We start from the raw sequence: 17,985 nt of genomic DNA, 5'->3' as shown, positions 1-17,985 counted from the left end.
CTCCCCCCAGATTATAAATAATCATTAATCAGTTGCTGAAGTAACCCTTTCAACGTAATTAATGTTTGGCATAGACCTTAAATTTGTAATTATTTGGTTTAAATGATTGTGGTCTTTAACTTTAACTAAAAATTTACCTTTAACTTGTAGTTCTGCTTGAGAAACTTGAACATTAGCGTCATATACTGATGATTTTAAATGTGAGAAAGTTTTTGTAATATCAAAAAGCAGATTTGGACGATCATCACCTTTGATTTGAATTTGGACAAAATAATCTTTGCTTTGAACAACATCTTTATTTCAACTAACCTTAATAAGACGAGTTTTCATTTTATCCCCTTGAATATTTTGACAGCCACTGTCATGTATCTTTATACCATCACTTTTGGAAACATATCCAATAACATCCTCAAACGGAATCGGCAAACAACAATTTGAAATTGTGGTTTGGATATTTTCAATTCCAGCAACAATAATGTCATTTTTTACACGTTTGTCAATATATTTTTTACTACGGAATTGATTAAGGAACTGATCACTTTGATTGTTATCAGTATCAATAAATACTAATTCAACCGCTTCTTTAATTGTAAAATCTTTATTTGCAACTGCTAGTAAAAAAACATCAACACTCGTGTAATCAAGAACTTTTAATTTATCTGCAATTTGAGATTCGTTATTAACTTTTCACTTTAAATTGTTTTGTTCAATATATTTATTAATTTCTGTACGAGTGTTGGCAATTAGTTTTAAAGAGTTTTGCTTTTTAGCTTTAGTTTCAGTTTCGTTTTTTTGAGTTAAATACTTTCTGATTTTATTTCTTGCTGCATTAGTTTTAGCATGTTTCAATCAATTATCATTTGGAAATTGTTTAGAACTTGTTTTTATCTCAATAACTTCTCCAGAATTTAATATTGTATTAATCGGTGAGAAGACCCCGTTTATTTTAGCTCCCGTTGTATGTTCACCAACCTCTGAGTGAATTCTATAAGCAAAGTCTAAAACTGTTGATCCAAATGGCAAGGTAATTACTTGACCGTTCGGAGTCAGAACATAAACAGAAGAAGCAAAAAAGTCTGATTGAATACTTTTCTCAATGAACTTATCTTTTTCATACTCACCTTTTTGTTCTTCAAACTCAACTCCACTACTTGAAAGTTTCTCTAAGTCAATAATTCTAGTAAAAATATCAATTTTTTCGTCTAATTCTTTTTGTTTTTGTTGAACATCAATTATTTCATCTTCTTTATATCTTCAGTGAGCAGCTGCCCCAGATTCAGCAACAACATCCATTTCCTTAGTACGAATTTGAATTTCAAAAATAACCCCGTTTTTATCAGAAACAGTAGTATGCAGGCTTCGATAGAGATTATTCTTAGGAGTCGCTATATAATCCTTAAAACGACCTGAAAGTGGTGTAAAAATTTGATGGACAATTCCAAGAATTTGATAACATTCATCAACAGAATTTGTAATGATTCTAACCGCTAGAAGATCATTAATATCGTCAAAATTTTTACCAAACAATGTCATCTTTCTATAAATTGAATAAATTGTTTTTGTTCTACCAAAAATTTCAATGTTTTTAAGACCCTTCTCTTCTTCTAAAACAACGGCTAAATAATCCATGATTGCATCAATAGTTTCAGAACGTTCACTTAAATCTTTTTCCAACAATTCTGAAATTCTTTGATATTCACCTGGATTAATAATTTTAAAACTTAAATCCTCTAAGAGAGTTTTGGCAACCTTCATTCCAATTCGATGTGCAATTGAAGAATAGATTTCTAAAGTTTCGCTGGCAATTATTTGTTGTTTTTCTTCTGGTAAATTAATAATTGTTGACATATTGTGCAAACGATCAGCAATTTTAATAATAATAACTCGAACATCTTTTACCATTGAAAGATATAATTTTTTTAAATATTTAGCTTTAATTTGCTGACGTTTTTCCTTTGAAAAGTATGTAACTTTTGTAACAGCTTCAACCAAGTCAGCAACTTCCGTTCCAAATTTTGCCTCAATCTCTTCGTAAGTAATCGGTGTGTCTTCAATAATGTCGTGTAACAAACCTGCAATTATTGTTTTAGGTCCCATTCGCCATTGAGCAAGAAAATATGCTGTTGAAATTGGGTGAATGATATACGGGTCGCCATTACGGCGTTTTTGGGTCTTATGAGCCTTTTCTGCGAATTCATACGCAGTTCTAACTTCAGCAATTAATTCGGGTTTGAAAATGTATTTCTTCATTTCCATTTCCACAGTATCATAATCTCTAACTTCAACAAAATTAAAACTGACACTTAATCTTTCTCGACTCATAAAATCACCTCATGTCTATATTAATTAATTATAACAAAAATTGTTAGTTGATATGTTATTAAAAAAATAATAAAAAACCACCCAGGGGGTGGTTTTTAATATTCTAGTAAACTTGATAAATTATAATTTTTGAACAAATCATTTTCGTGCAAGAATTTTAAATCCGCTAAGAAAACAATTTCTTTTACTATGGCTTTTTGATTTTCAATTAGATTAATAATACCTTGAGTTGTTCCTCCAGTTGCCAAAACATCATCAACAATCGCTACCTTATCATTTGGTTTAAGATCATCTAAATGAATTTGAAGTTCTCCAGAACCATATTCTAATGAGTAATCTGTTTTAACCGTTGCTCTTGGCAGTTTTCCAGGTTTTCTAATTAGAACTAAACGTTTTTTAGTAGCATAGGCAATTGGAGCAGCAAAAATAAATCCACGTGCTTCAGGAGCTACAATGACATCAATATCATTTTTTAAAATCAATTTAGCCATTTCATCAATCGCATGTTTAAAAGCGCTAGCATCATTTAATAACGGTGTGATATCTTTAAAAGTAACACCTTTTTTAGGAAAGTCTTTTACATCTACGATATATTTTTTTAAATCCATGTTTAATACCTCTAGTCGTTAATACCTTCTATTATTTGTTCTTCTTGAGATACTTTTAGACTATTAATGTATCTTTTAAATGCTAAACGATTTCTTAATCTTCATTGTTCCAAGAATATTCAAATTGGGATAATAATAAACATTGTTACAAACATCGAAATAACTATTCCCAGCAACATTGAAAGTCCAAAGGCAAAAATATTTGGCATTGTCAATATCATAGTAATCGCAATTGCAACATAGAATATTCCGATTAATAATAATCTTTTTATCGCAAAATTCATAACATCAACAATAACTTCTTTTAAATAGTTATTATCTTTCGCAGCTCTAGATAGTTTTACTGAGTTTTCCTTTTTTAGTTCCTTCAGTTTTACCATTTCGGCATTTTTAGCTGCTTTGAATTCTTTTTTGATATTTTTTTTATCTTCTTTTGATATTTCTTTGCTTTGTAATTTTAATTTTAGTTCTAATTTTAATTTTCTTACGTCAGCTCTGTAAATAGCTGCGTTTTCGCGGTTATTTACTGAAATATCAATTTCCTTGTTAAAGTAGTTTGTTAATGATTTTTCGTTTTTACTCTGAATTAATACTTTTCCATGATTTAGAATCATTATTGCGTTTGTTAAAATAAAACTTATTAATATCGAAGCAGAAATAATTATACTAAATCCTAAAGGAATTTGTAGTACTACCATTGCTGAAGCAAAGGTTGCAAGACCTAGTGTGAGAGCCAGTGTAATGGCAACATAATAAGTCCATTTAAAACGAATAATAATATAAATTATTAGACCAGCAATTATTATCAATAAAGAAATTGCTAATTCTTGAATTAACTTAACTGTTGAGAAAGGACTTAAAATTAGTCTTTGAACTCCACGCTCTGGGTCGTTTGATGAACCAGCGGTTTTATCTGTAAATTGAATCAAGATATTGTTAATTGATTTTAAAACTTTTTTATTAGTAGTTTTAAAAGTTAACATAATTCAAGGTGCTTGATCAGCCTTATCTCCAGTTTGCTCAAATTTAGTGTAGTTTACACCAAAATTTGTTTTAATACTTGGGGCCGATAAATTTGAACTTGTTAAAATTTTGAAATACTTGTCTCTTGAAATTACAAATTCTAGCATTTCAGTTGCTGATTTAGTTTTTTGATAGAGTTTTTCATTTTCATTTACTGATGGACTTACTAGTAAATCTTTTGCAAAATCTTGTAATTCGGTTGGCACAGGTTCATCGTCAATTCATCAAGTTCCTGAACTCAGTTCCTCGACTTTTGAATAAGTTGATTCAACATAATCTCCTCAAATATAGAATTCTGAACCCTTACCAAATGATGAATCATAATTTGGTCCAACACTTAGACCTAACACAGTTGCCAAAGAAGCTAACAATGCAATAAAAATTAAAAATAATTTACTGAATTTAAAGATTCCTCTTTCTCGTCTTTTTACACGAATTTTTTCAGCAGCAGTTTTTGGAGTTTCAGGTTCATTTGGAATCACCAGGTTTTCTTCATTATCAGATTCCCTAACAAGAGAGTCATCTATACTAAAATTATTATCAATTAGATATCTTGTCTCTTCGATTGCAGCATCGATTTTGAAAACTTTTGGGTTGTTCTCAAGTGCTAAATATTTATTTTTTTTGATTTCATATTTATCAATTTTTTTCTTGAATTTTTCAACCAAAACATTTTCATATTTTTGTTCTTTTTCTAGGCGTTTTTGTAAAGCTTTCTCACGTTTTATTTTTAATTGTGCTAATTTTTCATTATATTTTGATAAAAGAATTTCATCTTTAGATAAAATTTTATCTTGCTTTTTAACTAATTTATCAATAGCATCTTGGTATTTCTTAACTAATTTATCATTAGAATTTTCTTGATAAAATGCTAATTTTTCTCTTAATTTACTTATTTTTATACCCAAAGGTTCTTTGATGCTTGCTGCCTTTATTTTTGCATCTAGACTGTTGTATTTCATTTCAATCATGAAAGTGGTTTTTTTAGACATGGTAGTATTTATTGCAAATCAATTTGGGTGTAAATCTAAATATTCAGTTTTAGCTAAATAATAAATCATTACACGAATTACAAAAATAGAAAGAATGATTGTAATAAAACCACCAATTGTAACTAGAGTTGCAAAACTTTTAATTACATTTGAAGAATTTCAAAACAGAATAATATTTGGAATAATAAGAACTACAGCAGCATCAACTACCCCTCCAATTGTATCTCTATGAGAAATAATAAATGAGGATTTGAAACTTCGTTTCTTTAAGAACATACTTTTTTTCATTGCTTCAAATAAAGTTATATTCATATCCAAAATTAAACCAACAACAATAAATATCGCGCCAAGAGTTTCGACTCCAAATGTTAAATTAAATACATTGGCAGAAACCATCATTATGGCTATTGTTGTCGAAATTACTATAATCAAGAATAGTCCTAGTAATCTATAGAAAATTAGAAGGAATATCGCAATTAAAACAGCAATTAAAATTAATGCAGCTGAAGAAATTAAAAATAAAATTCAGCTTATTGTTCCTTGATTTTCACTAACTGAAAATACAAAAAACGAGAAACCTTTTGAAGCTGCTTTAAAAGTTGCTTCAGCTTGTTTTGCTTGAGAGAAAGTTGAAGTTTGTGCAAAGAATGCTTTACCTGAATCCCCTATGAAACCACCACTTTTAGTCGCTGGCTCTGATTTAGATACATTACCTGAATAAAGGAAATATTCACTAAATCTATCTTGATCAACTGAAAGAGCGGTATTGAAAATGTTGTTTGAAAGTATTGAAAAAACGTCTTTTATTTTTCCAATGTCTCCAAAAACTGTATTTGATGTTCAACCTCTAACTGGAGTTTTGTATTTTCCATTTGTTCCATCGAAGTCCTCTTCAGTTGAGTTAGGATCATAAATATATTTGTTGGTGTCTGAAAGGAATTTTCAAGATCCCATAACTTTTTTAAATTGATCAGCTGTTTGGAAGGCACTAGCTTCTGAAATTAAACTTTCACGACGAATTGAAGTCTCATTATTATCTGAATAAGTGTATTCTCCAAAAAATAAATCAAATAAAACTTTTTTAAATAAATCATCTTGTGAATTACGATATTTTTCTCTTAATGGTTTTAGAATTTTATTAAATCAAATATCAAGACTTTCATCACTTGAATTATTAATTGCATAGTAAGTTCTAAAATCATCTAAAAAACTATCAACATCAGTCATAATAGTAAGCGGTGTAGGATCGCCATTTTCAGGATTTAGAGAATCAACTATTTCACTGAATTTTCCACCTGCAGAAGGTAAGTCAAATCTAATAAATGGCGCATTTCTTGTTCCTTGACCAATAGTTGTTGCAGAAGCTCCTGAGAAAACATCACTCATTTTTGTACGCTTATTATCATCACTAAAAAGTAAATCTTTTCAGCTTGAATCAAAGATAAAAATTCCACCACTTCTTTGAATTGTTGTACGAAAACGACTTTCATTGTTATCAAAAGAAGATTTTGGAGCCGAAACTCTTAAGTAGTGTTTATCTGTTGCGATTACGTTTACTTGTTGGTTCCCCATTGGATCAATTTTATTATTTAAAATTTCTGCAGCCGCCTCCGCGTCACCATTTGGTAGACCAATTGCAGAGTTTCCAGAAGAATCAGAATTATCAAAAACACCAACTGTAGCAACAAAACTACCTTTGATGTCCTTACCAAATTTAATATTATCATTCACTGAAGATGCCGAGAAAAAGATACTTATTATCATTGCAACTGTAATAAATAAAACAGTTAAAACTCTAAAGAAATTCTTGTTGAATGAATTTGATTTAAATTTTTTATTTTTCACGAAATCACTATCCCTCTAAAATACTTTTCAAGTCATTTTCCAATGAATCTCCCTGACGAGTATATTCTTTTATATTTAGATACTCCATTAAGTAATTTATTTTAATGTTAAAAATGAAGTAAGAAGCTTCGCTTATTGACTTAATTTTTCTGCCTTTTAAAACAAAATTTCTTAAATAATCTAAAACTTCAATAATAGATATGTTGTAAATTTTGTGGCGTAATTCGATCGTCTTGATTTCCAACATAGCAAGAACATAGTTTTCTAGAACGGTCTTGTTTTCTGGATTAATCAAAATATACACCTCATAAATAACTCTTATTATTATATTGATTATTTAGTTAATTTTCTACTTTTTTACCATTTTTTTTAATTTTTATTTTTGCCTGTCTACGAGCCTCGCGCTCTTTTAAACGATTTGACTTTACAAAGGCAACCTGACGGATTTTTTCAAGTTCATTTGCGTCAGCAACAACCGACTGATGAACATATTCTCTTTCGTCGTTTTTCTTAACTTCAAACTTGAATAATCCCTTAATTTCCTTGGTCTTAATCACATTAACTTTTGCAAACGGATCGGTAGTAAATATCAATTTTTCGATTATATCTCAATCCATCACTGACATTGATACCATTATAACACTTCGATGTAAATAGTTACCATTAATTCTATTTGTAGCATCCCAGGCCATTATATCGTTTTCATAACCATTTTCAGTCAAAACAGAGCTGATTTGGTGCATTAGTTTAGTTGTAATCATGTAAGTGCGGATTTTGTATTTTGGATACATTGCATTTGTTAAAACCCCTGAAGTAATTACTAATAGGATTGAAGCAAATAGCGTTGGTCCAAAAATGAATTTAACTCTTAATCAAGCTTCTAAGTGTCTTGGAAGATTACTATATCCATTTACCACGGAATTAATATATAAGTAATTTCAAGCTGTAGCTTTTTGAGAGTCAGTTAATCCACTTGCGATAAGTTTATCGTAATCAAAGAGGAATAAACCATTTTTGAATAACAAAGCATTTTGCTCAATTAAAGGATTGAATGAATAGTAGAATTGTGGATCAAAATAATGAGAATTATTTTTTCAGAATTCAACAAAATTATCAGTATTTGAAGCCAATTCTTCTGGCCCATTATATTTTGAATGAATTAAATTATTAAACATTGAACTAAATAAGTCAATTTTATCACCATTGACAGTAACATAGTTTTTACCAGCAAAAGCTGATTCAAAATCCAACGTCTTTAATGCTGATATTAGTAAATCATTGGAAAATAGTGATGGGTTTAAAACAATAGCATTCAAAATAATAATCACTGTCAAAATAAATAAGTTAATATTACGATTTAAGCTTCCTAGTGGTTTTGATTTCTTACGTGAAATTCAAACTGTAATAAAATCCATTCCCCCTGTTGATGAACCAATTTTATAAATAAAAGAATAAGCTGTTCCGATTAAAGCTCCCCCAATAATCGCAAATAAAAATAGCCAAATTGAATTGTTTCAACTTGCAGGATTTTGGTCTAAGATATTTACATCAATTAGCAAATGAAATTCTTGGGGATTAATTAATGGTATTAGTCTAATAATTTGGTCAAATGCGATTTGTAAAACTATGTATAAAAAAGTGGTAAAAGTAAATTTTCACCCTAGTCGCATAATACCAAAAATCATTAATGGAATATTTAATAGAAAGTAGTAAACAAAGTACAAGGCTGCTTGTTGGGCGATTTCATCTGAAGAAAGTAAACCAAAGAAACGAGCTAACGAACCAAGACCGGCTGGGAATAGCCCTGTTGGTCCAGTCGAGGTAATAAAGTAGTCAAATGCTATTGTTGCTAAAAATGCAGAAAAAGCCACCATTCCAAGGTCTTTTCAGAATCTGATTTTAAAATAGTTGGCGATTAAAATTGATTGCTCACGTCGGGAAATTAAATTTTTTTCAATTTTTGAGAAATTGGCTGATTGAGATAATTTTTCAATTCCAAGTTCCTCACTTACTTGGCCGTCTGGAGTGATAACAATTTCGGTCTTTTCAAGATTTACTACCGAAGGGATAATTTCTTCTTTAGTAGTTATTTTGGCTTCTTTATCTTTCAATTTATCTGACATAATCTTTCCTTCTTTAATATCACTCAATAAACTAATAATAAACTAAAAAATGAAAATAGTCTTAAAAAAAAATTTTTTAAGACTATTTTTTGCGATAATTAGAAATAATATTACCAAAAACATGTTTTTTTGAGACTCGATTTGCAATCTTGTCTCTTAAAACTTCAGTATCATTTGGCTTACTTTTTTTGCCTTTAACAGTTTTGGTTTTTAAGACTGATATCTTCAAATACTCCAGATTAAGTTTTTCCTCAACCTTAATTTGATTATTTTGATTTTTAGTTTTAGCTTTCAAAATTAGTTGCTCGAATTTGGCATCTCTTGGTGGTACAGCCTTAATCTGGGGCTTGGCGCGAATATTTTTTTGTTGGTCTAAAAGTTTTTGATCGCGTTGTTTTTTTTCGGCCAAAAAGTTCTGATAACCTGCATTTTGATTTTTAGAAGAATTACTCATATCTACCTCACAATAGTTTAATTTTACTGGAAAAAGTTAAAAAAAAGAAACCCTAAGGCTTCTTTTTGTTATTTAGCTAATTCAGTTTTTAGTCTAATTGTTACTTTGAATGATCCAACTTTAATTGGGTCGTAGTCATTTCTTGAAATATCTACAACTGTATATTTTTGTTGGTTAGATTCTGAGTAACCTAAGAATTTAATTGGTTGGTTAGCTTTTTTAGCAGTTTCGATGAATACTGGAATTTTTCTGTTTCCGATTGCTGGAATTTTAAATAGAATTGCGATTTTTGTAAATGGTGATTCAACATCTTTTAAATCGTTATTTAAGTATTTCATAAATTCGTTAACAACTAATTCACTACCAAATTTTCTTTCTTCAACAAACTCGTGAGTTTGGTTATTTGTAATGTAGAAAGAAACTAATGGGTCACAAGTTACCATAAGGTATTTGTTTTGTGCAGTAGTTCCATCGTATGCATATGATGATTTGTCTTGTGAACGGTCAGCGATAGTTTTTGCGATTGCTTTAGCAGTTTCTTCAATTGTGAAGATTTTTTCTGCTTTAACATCGTATTTTGCTGAACGGTTTCATAACAATTCATCTTCGTTTACGTGCATGTTTTCTAAGAACATAATTTTTTTCAATCATTTTTTAGGAGCATGTTTTCATTCATCTTCTCCTAAAATAATTTTACTTGGTCCTTCTTCTTCAACTTTTTGTTTTAGAACTTCAACTAAGTCAATTGCTTCTGGTTTTAAACCTTTAGCATCAAGTGCCATCAATGATGGTCCTGTTCCTGAAAGTAATTGAGTTGCAGCTGGGCTGAAACGTTTTACTCAAGCATCGTGTTCAATTTCGAATAAGTCATTAATAATGTCTAATTCATCAAGTGAGTTTTTGCTAAAGTCTAGAACAAGTTTTGAAGATAATAAGTTAAGTAATCTTATTAGTAAGAATTTCAAAGTGTTTGTTGTTTCGTAAATTTTGAATTTATGTAATGGATCATTGTCTCATGGACTTAGAGCGTTGTTGTACATAATTTTCATTGCTAAGAAGTTAACAGTTGATTTTTTAGCAACTTGAGCTAATGCTCCAGCTTCTGTATCAATTACATCAATTGTTTGTCCGTATTTGTCAACCATTTCTTTAAATTGTTTTGAGTTGTAGATTAACATATCAGCAGTACCGATAATTCCATCTGAAACACCTAATTTAAAGTTTTTAACAGTTTGTACTAATTCAGTATCAAATTGGAAAGCTTCTGGTTCATGAACGATTTGTCCATATTTAATGTCTTTAAAAACAGTTAAATCTGCATCTCTGTAAATAAATTTAGTTGACATAACAGTGTCTGTTGTATCAAATTTATCATTTGTTGATAAAGCTAAGTCTACGTTAAGAACAGTTTCTAATTGTTTGTATTCTTCCATTAGGTAAGTAATTGCCATTGCGGCGTTTGCTTTACCATAACCAATTGTAGCTATGATAAATGTTTTTCCTCTATACTTCAGAATTTGAATAACCATATTTCTTCATCAGTACTTTTTAATAGTCTTGATGTCTTTACGATCTTTCAATGTGAAGTATGCTGTTGAGATAATTCCTATCATTATCTTTTTGCACCTCATTTTTTCTTATCGCTCCTTATGCACTACTTTGAAGTAATACATAAAATGCTAATTAGATTATATTTTAATTAAAAATGTAATTCAACAAAAAAGTAAGTTTTTTTAATAAACATTTACTAAAAACTCATTTTAGTTGACAATTTATAATCAATAAGTGTTATTCTGTTTTAAATACGTCAATTGTGATTGAAAACATTTCACCCACTAGGCCATTAATAAAGTGTCCTCCAAGACTTTGGTTTTTTTTGTTAACCCCAAATAAGTGAATATGAAAATTACGGTCAGTTACTGAACCATTAAAACTTGAAACGGTAACTGTCTCTTTTTGAAAACTTTTTTGATAAAAAATTGGGTCTTCCTTTTCTAAGTAACCGTATTCTAATTCCTTCATGTAACCAAAACCAATAATTGAAGCCTCAATAATTCCATATTGTAAAATTACGTCTGTAATAATATCTTTAATATTTTCACCCGAATTTAGGACTACCAAAATTCGATTAGATCTTTCCTTTATTTCCATTAATTTTTCCTTCTTTATTTTTTATAACTTTTCTACTTTTTGCTTCTTCGCGCAATTCTTTATTAACTTGATTAATTTTCTCAAGTTGATCAATTTTTTCGTCTGAAAGACGATCTAAACCTGTTAAAGTTTGATTTAAAGACTTTACAATTTGTTCGCTAGCTTTAGGATCATCAGGATCATAATACATATTATTATCAAAAACATCCAGCAAGTTTTTATTTGGACTATTGCCGACAAAGACAGAGTGGAAGCGGTTATAGTTATTTTTAAGCTCTAATACTTTTTCACGAATCTCAGTTGGCATATCTTTTAACATAAAATCCGAAATTACCAATAAATCTCCACGTTCTCACTTCTCTTGATGCATCTTTTTGATAGCCATCATGAAAGCTGGTACAGCATTAGTTGAACCATAAAATGACTTTGATAAGAATTTTAGTATTTTTTGAATTGGAAAACTATGGGGATCTATCTCGATTTCTTCAATTTCAAAATCAGAAAAATTGATTATTAAGATTTCGCGCTTTTCCTTTAATGCTACTTTGCAAATTGCTAAAGCTAATGCTTTAGCGATAAACTCCCCTGAACCTTCCATCGAAAGACTTGTATCAATACAAATGATAAATTTTCCTTGTTTTAAAGGAATTGGTGCTTCAAACTCAACATCCACATATTCTTCTTCTGTGATTTTCTCTTTACTATGAAATAAGAAAGTTTGGAGTTTGTTTTCTGAAAATTTTTTATAAAATATTGTTTGAAGAATCGGGTTAAATAAATAACCTAATTCAGCAGGTAAAACATGTTCTAAATCCTTTGATTCTGTAATACCGACAATTTCCTCTGGGTTATAAGGAAGTTTAACCTCAGTTTCATAATAAGAAATTTTTTGAGTAATATTTATTTCATACTTATCATCTTCACCATTTAGTCGACCTAAAATCTCTGCAATTTTCAAAATTGAGCGATCTTTATAAAGATAGTCTGAAAATTTATTAATAGTATCTAAATTATTTAAAATATCATTATCATCAATCGATGTTAAATCTTCGAATGTTTCTTTTAGCATTTTATGTGCTTTGCTGAATTTGGTATAGTTATTAACCAAATCATAGATATTAACCAAGTAATTGAATCGTAAATCTTGGATCGTCTTCAAACGATAATCAACAACTCTTTTAGTCAACATAAAGGTTCATTTAGTAACAAATTCATTATAGGCGAATTCTGGGCTTATTTCCCCTTTAATTAATTTATTATTAATTTCGTCAACATTTTCTAGCATTGGCGAATCTAATTGAAACAGTTTTTTTCTAATTATTGGTAAATCATCTAAAATATTAATTAAAGTTAACTTGGCACTAATATAATGAAAATAAGCAATTTCTTCATTAACTTTTTGAGGTAACTTTATAACACTGGCGCTATTTTGCATTATTCCGTCATAAAATCCGCTAATCTTTTCATCAAATTGTCTAGCAACTTGTTTATTTTTTGTCTTAAATTCTTTGAAGAATTGATTATCAAGATCCTCTTGTTTTAATTTATTTAATTCACTCAAAAACAAATCATCATTAATTAAAGTTACCTGTTTCATTTGACACCTCTTAGTTAATCTTATTATCTATTCTTCTTTTGACTCCTCTGATGAATCAACATCAAATGCCAAAGCAATTTGCTTGTTATAATTTTTGTCAAAGAAAATACATTCCATCTTAGTATATTTTTTATATATTTTATACATATTCAAACTAATATTTTTGACGTCGTTTTCTAATTCTGTCATTTTTTGGTTTAACTTAATCGTTTCCTTGTTGTATTCACCCGCATTATCATTTTCTAAAAATAACTTTTTGTTGTCATCAAGGAACATAATTTGATTTGCCTTATGATATTGAACTCTTGAGATTTTGCTGCCCTCGTATTTTGTTTCGCTTGAACCAAAGAAAATCGGCAATTCCATCATAGTTCCCGGAATCGCTGCCAACTTATTCCAATCTCTTGCTGAGATGAATAAGTATTTTGCCATTTCTTGAGATTCTGGATTTAAAATACGATAATAGGTACCCTGGGTTTTACTTTTGTATGGCGAATCATAAACTGTAAGTCTTAAAAATTGAGTTTCAACTTGATTAATTTGCATCGCAAGGGCATCAACCTGATTTAACAATTGATTTTTTTGACCTCTAAAATCTTGTCCAAAATTTTCCAAGAAAGCATTATTAAAAATACTGCGATATTCTTTTTCTTCTTCTTCGTTGTCTCAAATGCAATATGGAATACAAAATAGGTCTGGTAAATCAGTTTCTGATCGACCATTAAAAAATGCACTGGTCTTGATAAGTCCAGATATTTTTTTTCATCTTCGATCAGAAATATAAGCTCTACCCGAAGTTGTTTGAACCAACTTATTTCTAAAATAGTGAATAAAATCCAATGTCTCACGAGACAATTTTACTTCACGAATTTCTTTTTTTCACTTATCAAGTTCAAAACTAGTTAATTGTAATTCTGGATCAACAACAACATCCAAAGAAGATTCGCCCGCTAAAAGTTGCTCAAAGTTCTCCTTAGATTTAAGCCCCTCGGCAATATATCTAATAATGAAACGGTCATATAGAGCTTCTAGACCCTCTCCAGGAGTTGGTAATTCATTTGAGGCTGAAATTAAAAGATTTAGCGGCACTTTAACATCGCGCCCACCATTTCTAAAAATTTTTTCATTAATAATCGTTAAAAGAGTATTTTGAATACTAGGACCAGCCTTTCAAATCTCATCAAGAAAACCTACATTAGCTGTTGGTAAGTAATCATCGATAACTCTGACATATCTTCCTTCTTGTAATTCTTTTATATTAATTGGACCATAAATTTCTTCTGGAGTTGAAAACTTAGACATTAAATATTCAAAGTTTTTACCATCTTTTAAAGCAAATTTAACTCTTCGCGAAATCAAAGACTTAGCGATTCCGGGCTTACCTAAAAGAAAGATAGATTCTCCACCAAGCATAGCTAAAATTGCTAGCTTAAAGATTTCTTCTTTTTCATAAACTTCAAAAGAAATTTGCTCAATTAATTTTTTTATACGGCTACTAATGTTCATTGAATACAACCTCATTTTTTTCTATTTCTTAGTTTTCAAAAATATCTTGGCGACGCTTTTGGTATTTTTCTTTTTTAATTTTTGATATATTTTCTTTAATATGTTCTCTACGAATTTTTCTTTTAATTTCTAGTAACTCGGCCTTACGTTTTTTCTTGTAATTTGGTTTAACTTTTTCGTTTTTATATTTGGCAACAACCTTTTTGGAAGCTACCTCCCCTGGTGAAAGTGGGTTATAATATTTTGGTTTTTTAGCTTTAGGACTTATTTCTACTAAATTATTTTCTATAAGTTTAAAGTTTTTAAACTCAACCCCATTTTTTTGCAATTGTTCAATTGAACTTTGATTGTCTGAATTGTGAAGCACAAATGATTGACCTGTAAAATTATTTCTACCAGTTCGACCACTTCTATGAATGTAGTATGATAAATCATTTGGCAAGTCTATTGAAATAATATGACTCACTCCATTGATATCCAAACCTCTTGCTGCCATATCGGTTGCGATAATATATTTAAATTCATTATTTTGAACTCTTTTTTGCATGCTTGCTCTGATTCTGGGGTCTAGTCCAGCGTGTAGTTCACCAACATTATTTATTCCCAAATCCTTTAATCAACCATTGACCATATTAACTTGATCTTTACGATTAACAAAGATAATTACTATATAAGGATTTATAGAGTTTATTAAATTATTAAATACTGACTGATTTTCGCGGTTTTTTGTTCATATTAAGGCATGCTCCACATTCTTATTTGATGGCTTATTTTTAGAATCATCAATGAATAGAGCGTTATTTAAATATTTAACTAAAAAAGGTTTTAATTCATTTGGTAAAGTTGCTGAAAATAAAGATATATTAACAGACTCTTTCATTTTGGAAAGCAAAAAATCGATCTCATCAATAAATCCAAGATCAAAAATCATATCAAATTCATCGATTACAACAAAAGTTGTTGTAGTTATTTTTAAAGCCCCTGTCTCATAGAGTTCTTTTAAACGCGATGGTGTTCCCACAACAAGCATTGGTTGCTGTTTATGCAGTTGTTCTTGCTGCTTTTGGCTATCTTGTCCTCCAATAAAAATCGCTTTTGAAATCTTTTTGTTAAAATTAATAATTTCGCTCGCATTTTGAAATATTTGACGAGCTAGTTCTCTTGTAGGAGTAATTATAACTGCTTGAGTTTTTTCTTCATTAATATCAATATTATTTAAAATTGGTAATAAAAAAGCATGAGTTTTACCGGTTCCCGTATGAGCTTGCGCTACGATATTTGCGTGTTTTTTTATTTTAGGAATAACAAGACTTTGTATCGAAGTCGGTTCTTTAAAACCAATTTCATTTAAAGCATCATTTATAAATTTTTTAAAACCAAAACTTTCAAAACTCATGTTCTCACCTCTTTAACTTGATAAATTATAGCATATTTGCAGTAGTTAAAGAAATTAACATCGTAAGTCATGTTAAAAGCTGCTTAAAAATTACTAAATTAATATAAAAGAATCACTTTAAAGTGATTCTTCAAAATATGAAACATTATTTCAAAAATCAAAAATTGAAATAGTGTAATCTAAGGTTGATGCTGAAATTGAATAGTAATTATTATCTTCAAAAGATTTATCAGCAATTCTTAAAGCTTTACTCGAGGTAATTGTCCCCTGTGCCACTGGTCCGAAGTCATCAACAAATGTAGTTTCCCCTCTTTTAACCGGTATTCCGCTTTTGTCATAAACTATAGCTGCTGGATTAGATTCTTCAATAATAACATTACCATAATCATCATATGCTATTTTCCCCAAAACATTAAAACGAATAAATTTAGGATAATTTTCTAACTTTGATAAATCAACATTGTAATAAAATAATTCATTTTCATCATTATTTTCATCATTATTTTCATCATCAATTAGGGATTTATTAATTTCATTTGAATCAAAATTCTCCTCAACAACCTCATCTTCTGGAACAAATATTTCAGGTGATAGTAGCCAAGGCTTTAATTCTTCATCCATAAATGTTACATTGGTAATTCAATCATTTTCATTAACAAACATTGAGTTAATTGAATTTTGCACATTTTCAACTTTAAAGTTATTAAAACTAAATCGATTACCTTGCTCTCTAGTTTTAGAAAACATTCAAGAGAACTTTTTATTTTTCTTTGCTAGTTGAGAAAAAGCCTCATTAGCAATAATTCCAGTAGAAATATTTGTTGTTAATGCTACCTGAGTCTTTTCATCAATTTTTTGATCTGAAAAAAACTCCGAAAAATTATCATCAAGTTGTCTTTGGAGTTCTGCTGAAAAATAAGTTGGAAAATCATAATCAGCAATCTCAATGTCCTTATCTGAAATATTTTTAATTGATGCGATTTTTTCAGCATCAGTCATTTTATCATTAGGGTTATAATAGCAAGAAATAGTAGATGCACCTGATGCAAATAAGAATGTTGAGCTAGCTAAAATTAGCGTCAATTTTCGCATAAAATAACCCCCTTTTTATTTTTTTATGGCGGAAAGTCAGGGATTCGAACCCTGGGTTCTTTTACAAACAACGGTTTTCGAGACCGCCTCATTCGGCCACTCTGACAACTTTCCGAATATATAATTAAATAATATCATTATTTTCCTGATTTTCTTGAGATTGTTTTTTAGATAATTTTAAAGCTTTTTTTTCCGAAATATAGCTACCTCATTTTGAAAATACAAAAGAAAGTCCAATTGATAATATTCAAATAAGAAGCACTAAAGTTGGTATCATAGCACCAAAGCAAACTAATCACATTCCAATACCTGCAGTGTGTTTTTCAATATTGGATATATCAAATGCTCAAAGAATAATCTTATAACTTTCACGAGGCTTTAGAGACCCTCCGTTTGAAGTTGTAATAATAGCACCAATTGTGAAAAAAATTAAAATTAAGATAATCATATGAATCATTTTGCTTCACCTAGAGTAATTTATTACTTGCGGGAAATATTTTTTAATTTTAAAGTTAATTAAATAATTTGTACTTTTGAAATAAAAAATTGGGAAAATTATTATCATTGGAAAAAAGGCCAGAACAGCCCCGCTAATGATATAACCCTGACTAGCGCGACTAGCATTATTAACAAAAATAAAGTAAATTCCTCCACGAAGCAATTTAAAACCATTCTGACCACGCTCAAAATTTCCAGCAACATTCCAAGTTATTATTAAAAATAACAGCATTATTATCAGAGTAACAAAAAGTCAAAAAATTTGGGCAATTTTTTTATTTATTCTCAACTCGTTAATTATTTTTTTAAACATAATGACCTCTCTTTTTATTTTAAAGTAAAATAATAGAATTTTTTAATATTTTAAAGTAAAATTAA

The 17,985-nt window shown here is 29.4% G+C and carries 13 protein-coding genes and 1 tRNA gene; all 14 read right to left on the bottom strand.

All coding sequences use genetic code 4. The annotated features are described in order from the left end of the window. Window positions 1–24: 24 nt before the first annotated feature. Complete coding sequence (locus SALLE_RS02355) at window positions 25–2,322, bottom strand: RelA/SpoT family protein (protein ID WP_115558034.1); 2,298 nt, start codon at window positions 2,320–2,322, stop codon at window positions 25–27. Between the two features lie 95 nt (window positions 2,323–2,417). Next, window positions 2,418–2,930, bottom strand: a complete 513-nt coding sequence (locus SALLE_RS02350; RefSeq protein WP_115558033.1) for an adenine phosphoribosyltransferase — start codon at window positions 2,928–2,930, stop codon at window positions 2,418–2,420. A gap of 11 nt (window positions 2,931–2,941) precedes the next feature. Further along, window positions 2,942–6,790, bottom strand: coding sequence for a protein translocase SecDF, variant type (locus SALLE_RS02345; protein ID WP_115558032.1), 3,849 nt, complete (start codon window positions 6,788–6,790; stop codon window positions 2,942–2,944). 7 nt (window positions 6,791–6,797) lie between these two features. Beyond that, on the bottom strand, window positions 6,798–7,085 hold the full coding sequence (locus SALLE_RS02340; protein ID WP_115558031.1) for a post-transcriptional regulator: 288 nt from the start codon (window positions 7,083–7,085) through the stop codon (window positions 6,798–6,800). Window positions 7,086–7,131: 46 nt separating this feature from the next. Continuing rightward, entirely contained in the window at window positions 7,132–8,913 is a 1,782-nt protein-coding gene (locus tag SALLE_RS02335; protein ID WP_115558030.1) for a YitT family ABC transporter, read from the bottom strand. Window positions 8,914–8,995: 82 nt separating this feature from the next. After that, entirely contained in the window at window positions 8,996–9,367 is a 372-nt protein-coding gene (locus SALLE_RS02330) for a hypothetical protein (protein ID WP_115558029.1), read from the bottom strand. A gap of 68 nt (window positions 9,368–9,435) precedes the next feature. Then, entirely contained in the window at window positions 9,436–10,980 is a 1,545-nt protein-coding gene (gene fib / locus SALLE_RS02325; RefSeq protein ID WP_115558028.1) for a cytoskeletal motor fibril protein Fib, read from the bottom strand. Window positions 10,981–11,155: 175 nt separating this feature from the next. Then, entirely contained in the window at window positions 11,156–11,518 is a 363-nt protein-coding gene (locus SALLE_RS02320) for a PCC domain-containing protein (RefSeq protein ID WP_115558027.1), read from the bottom strand. After that, a complete protein-coding gene (locus SALLE_RS02315; protein WP_115558026.1) occupies window positions 11,496–13,115 on the bottom strand; it encodes a VWA domain-containing protein in 1,620 nt (539 codons plus the stop codon). The genes SALLE_RS02320 and SALLE_RS02315 overlap by 23 nt, the downstream gene beginning before the upstream one ends. Before the next feature lie 27 nt (window positions 13,116–13,142). Continuing rightward, complete coding sequence (locus tag SALLE_RS02310; protein ID WP_115558025.1) at window positions 13,143–14,621, bottom strand: AAA family ATPase; 1,479 nt, start codon at window positions 14,619–14,621, stop codon at window positions 13,143–13,145. A 28-nt stretch (window positions 14,622–14,649) separates the two neighbouring features. Beyond that, window positions 14,650–16,017 (bottom strand): DEAD/DEAH box helicase, encoded by a 1,368-nt coding sequence (locus tag SALLE_RS02305; protein ID WP_115558024.1) that lies wholly within the window; start codon window positions 16,015–16,017, stop codon window positions 14,650–14,652. Window positions 16,018–16,134: 117 nt separating this feature from the next. Then, a complete protein-coding gene (locus tag SALLE_RS02300) occupies window positions 16,135–17,109 on the bottom strand; it encodes a hypothetical protein (protein WP_115558023.1) in 975 nt (324 codons plus the stop codon). Between the two features lie 26 nt (window positions 17,110–17,135). Then, window positions 17,136–17,223, bottom strand: a tRNA-Ser gene (locus tag SALLE_RS02295). A 10-nt stretch (window positions 17,224–17,233) separates the two neighbouring features. Next, complete coding sequence (locus SALLE_RS02290; protein ID WP_115558022.1) at window positions 17,234–17,920, bottom strand: hypothetical protein; 687 nt, start codon at window positions 17,918–17,920, stop codon at window positions 17,234–17,236. Between the last annotated feature and the right edge of the window lie 65 nt (window positions 17,921–17,985).

It is taken from the genome of Spiroplasma alleghenense, from assembly GCF_003363775.1.
Classification (GTDB): Bacteria; Bacillota_I; Bacilli_A; order Mycoplasmatales; family Mycoplasmataceae; genus Spiroplasma_B; species Spiroplasma_B alleghenense.
Note: the sequence above shows the minus strand (reverse complement) of the source record. Positions and strands in the feature narration are given on the sequence as shown.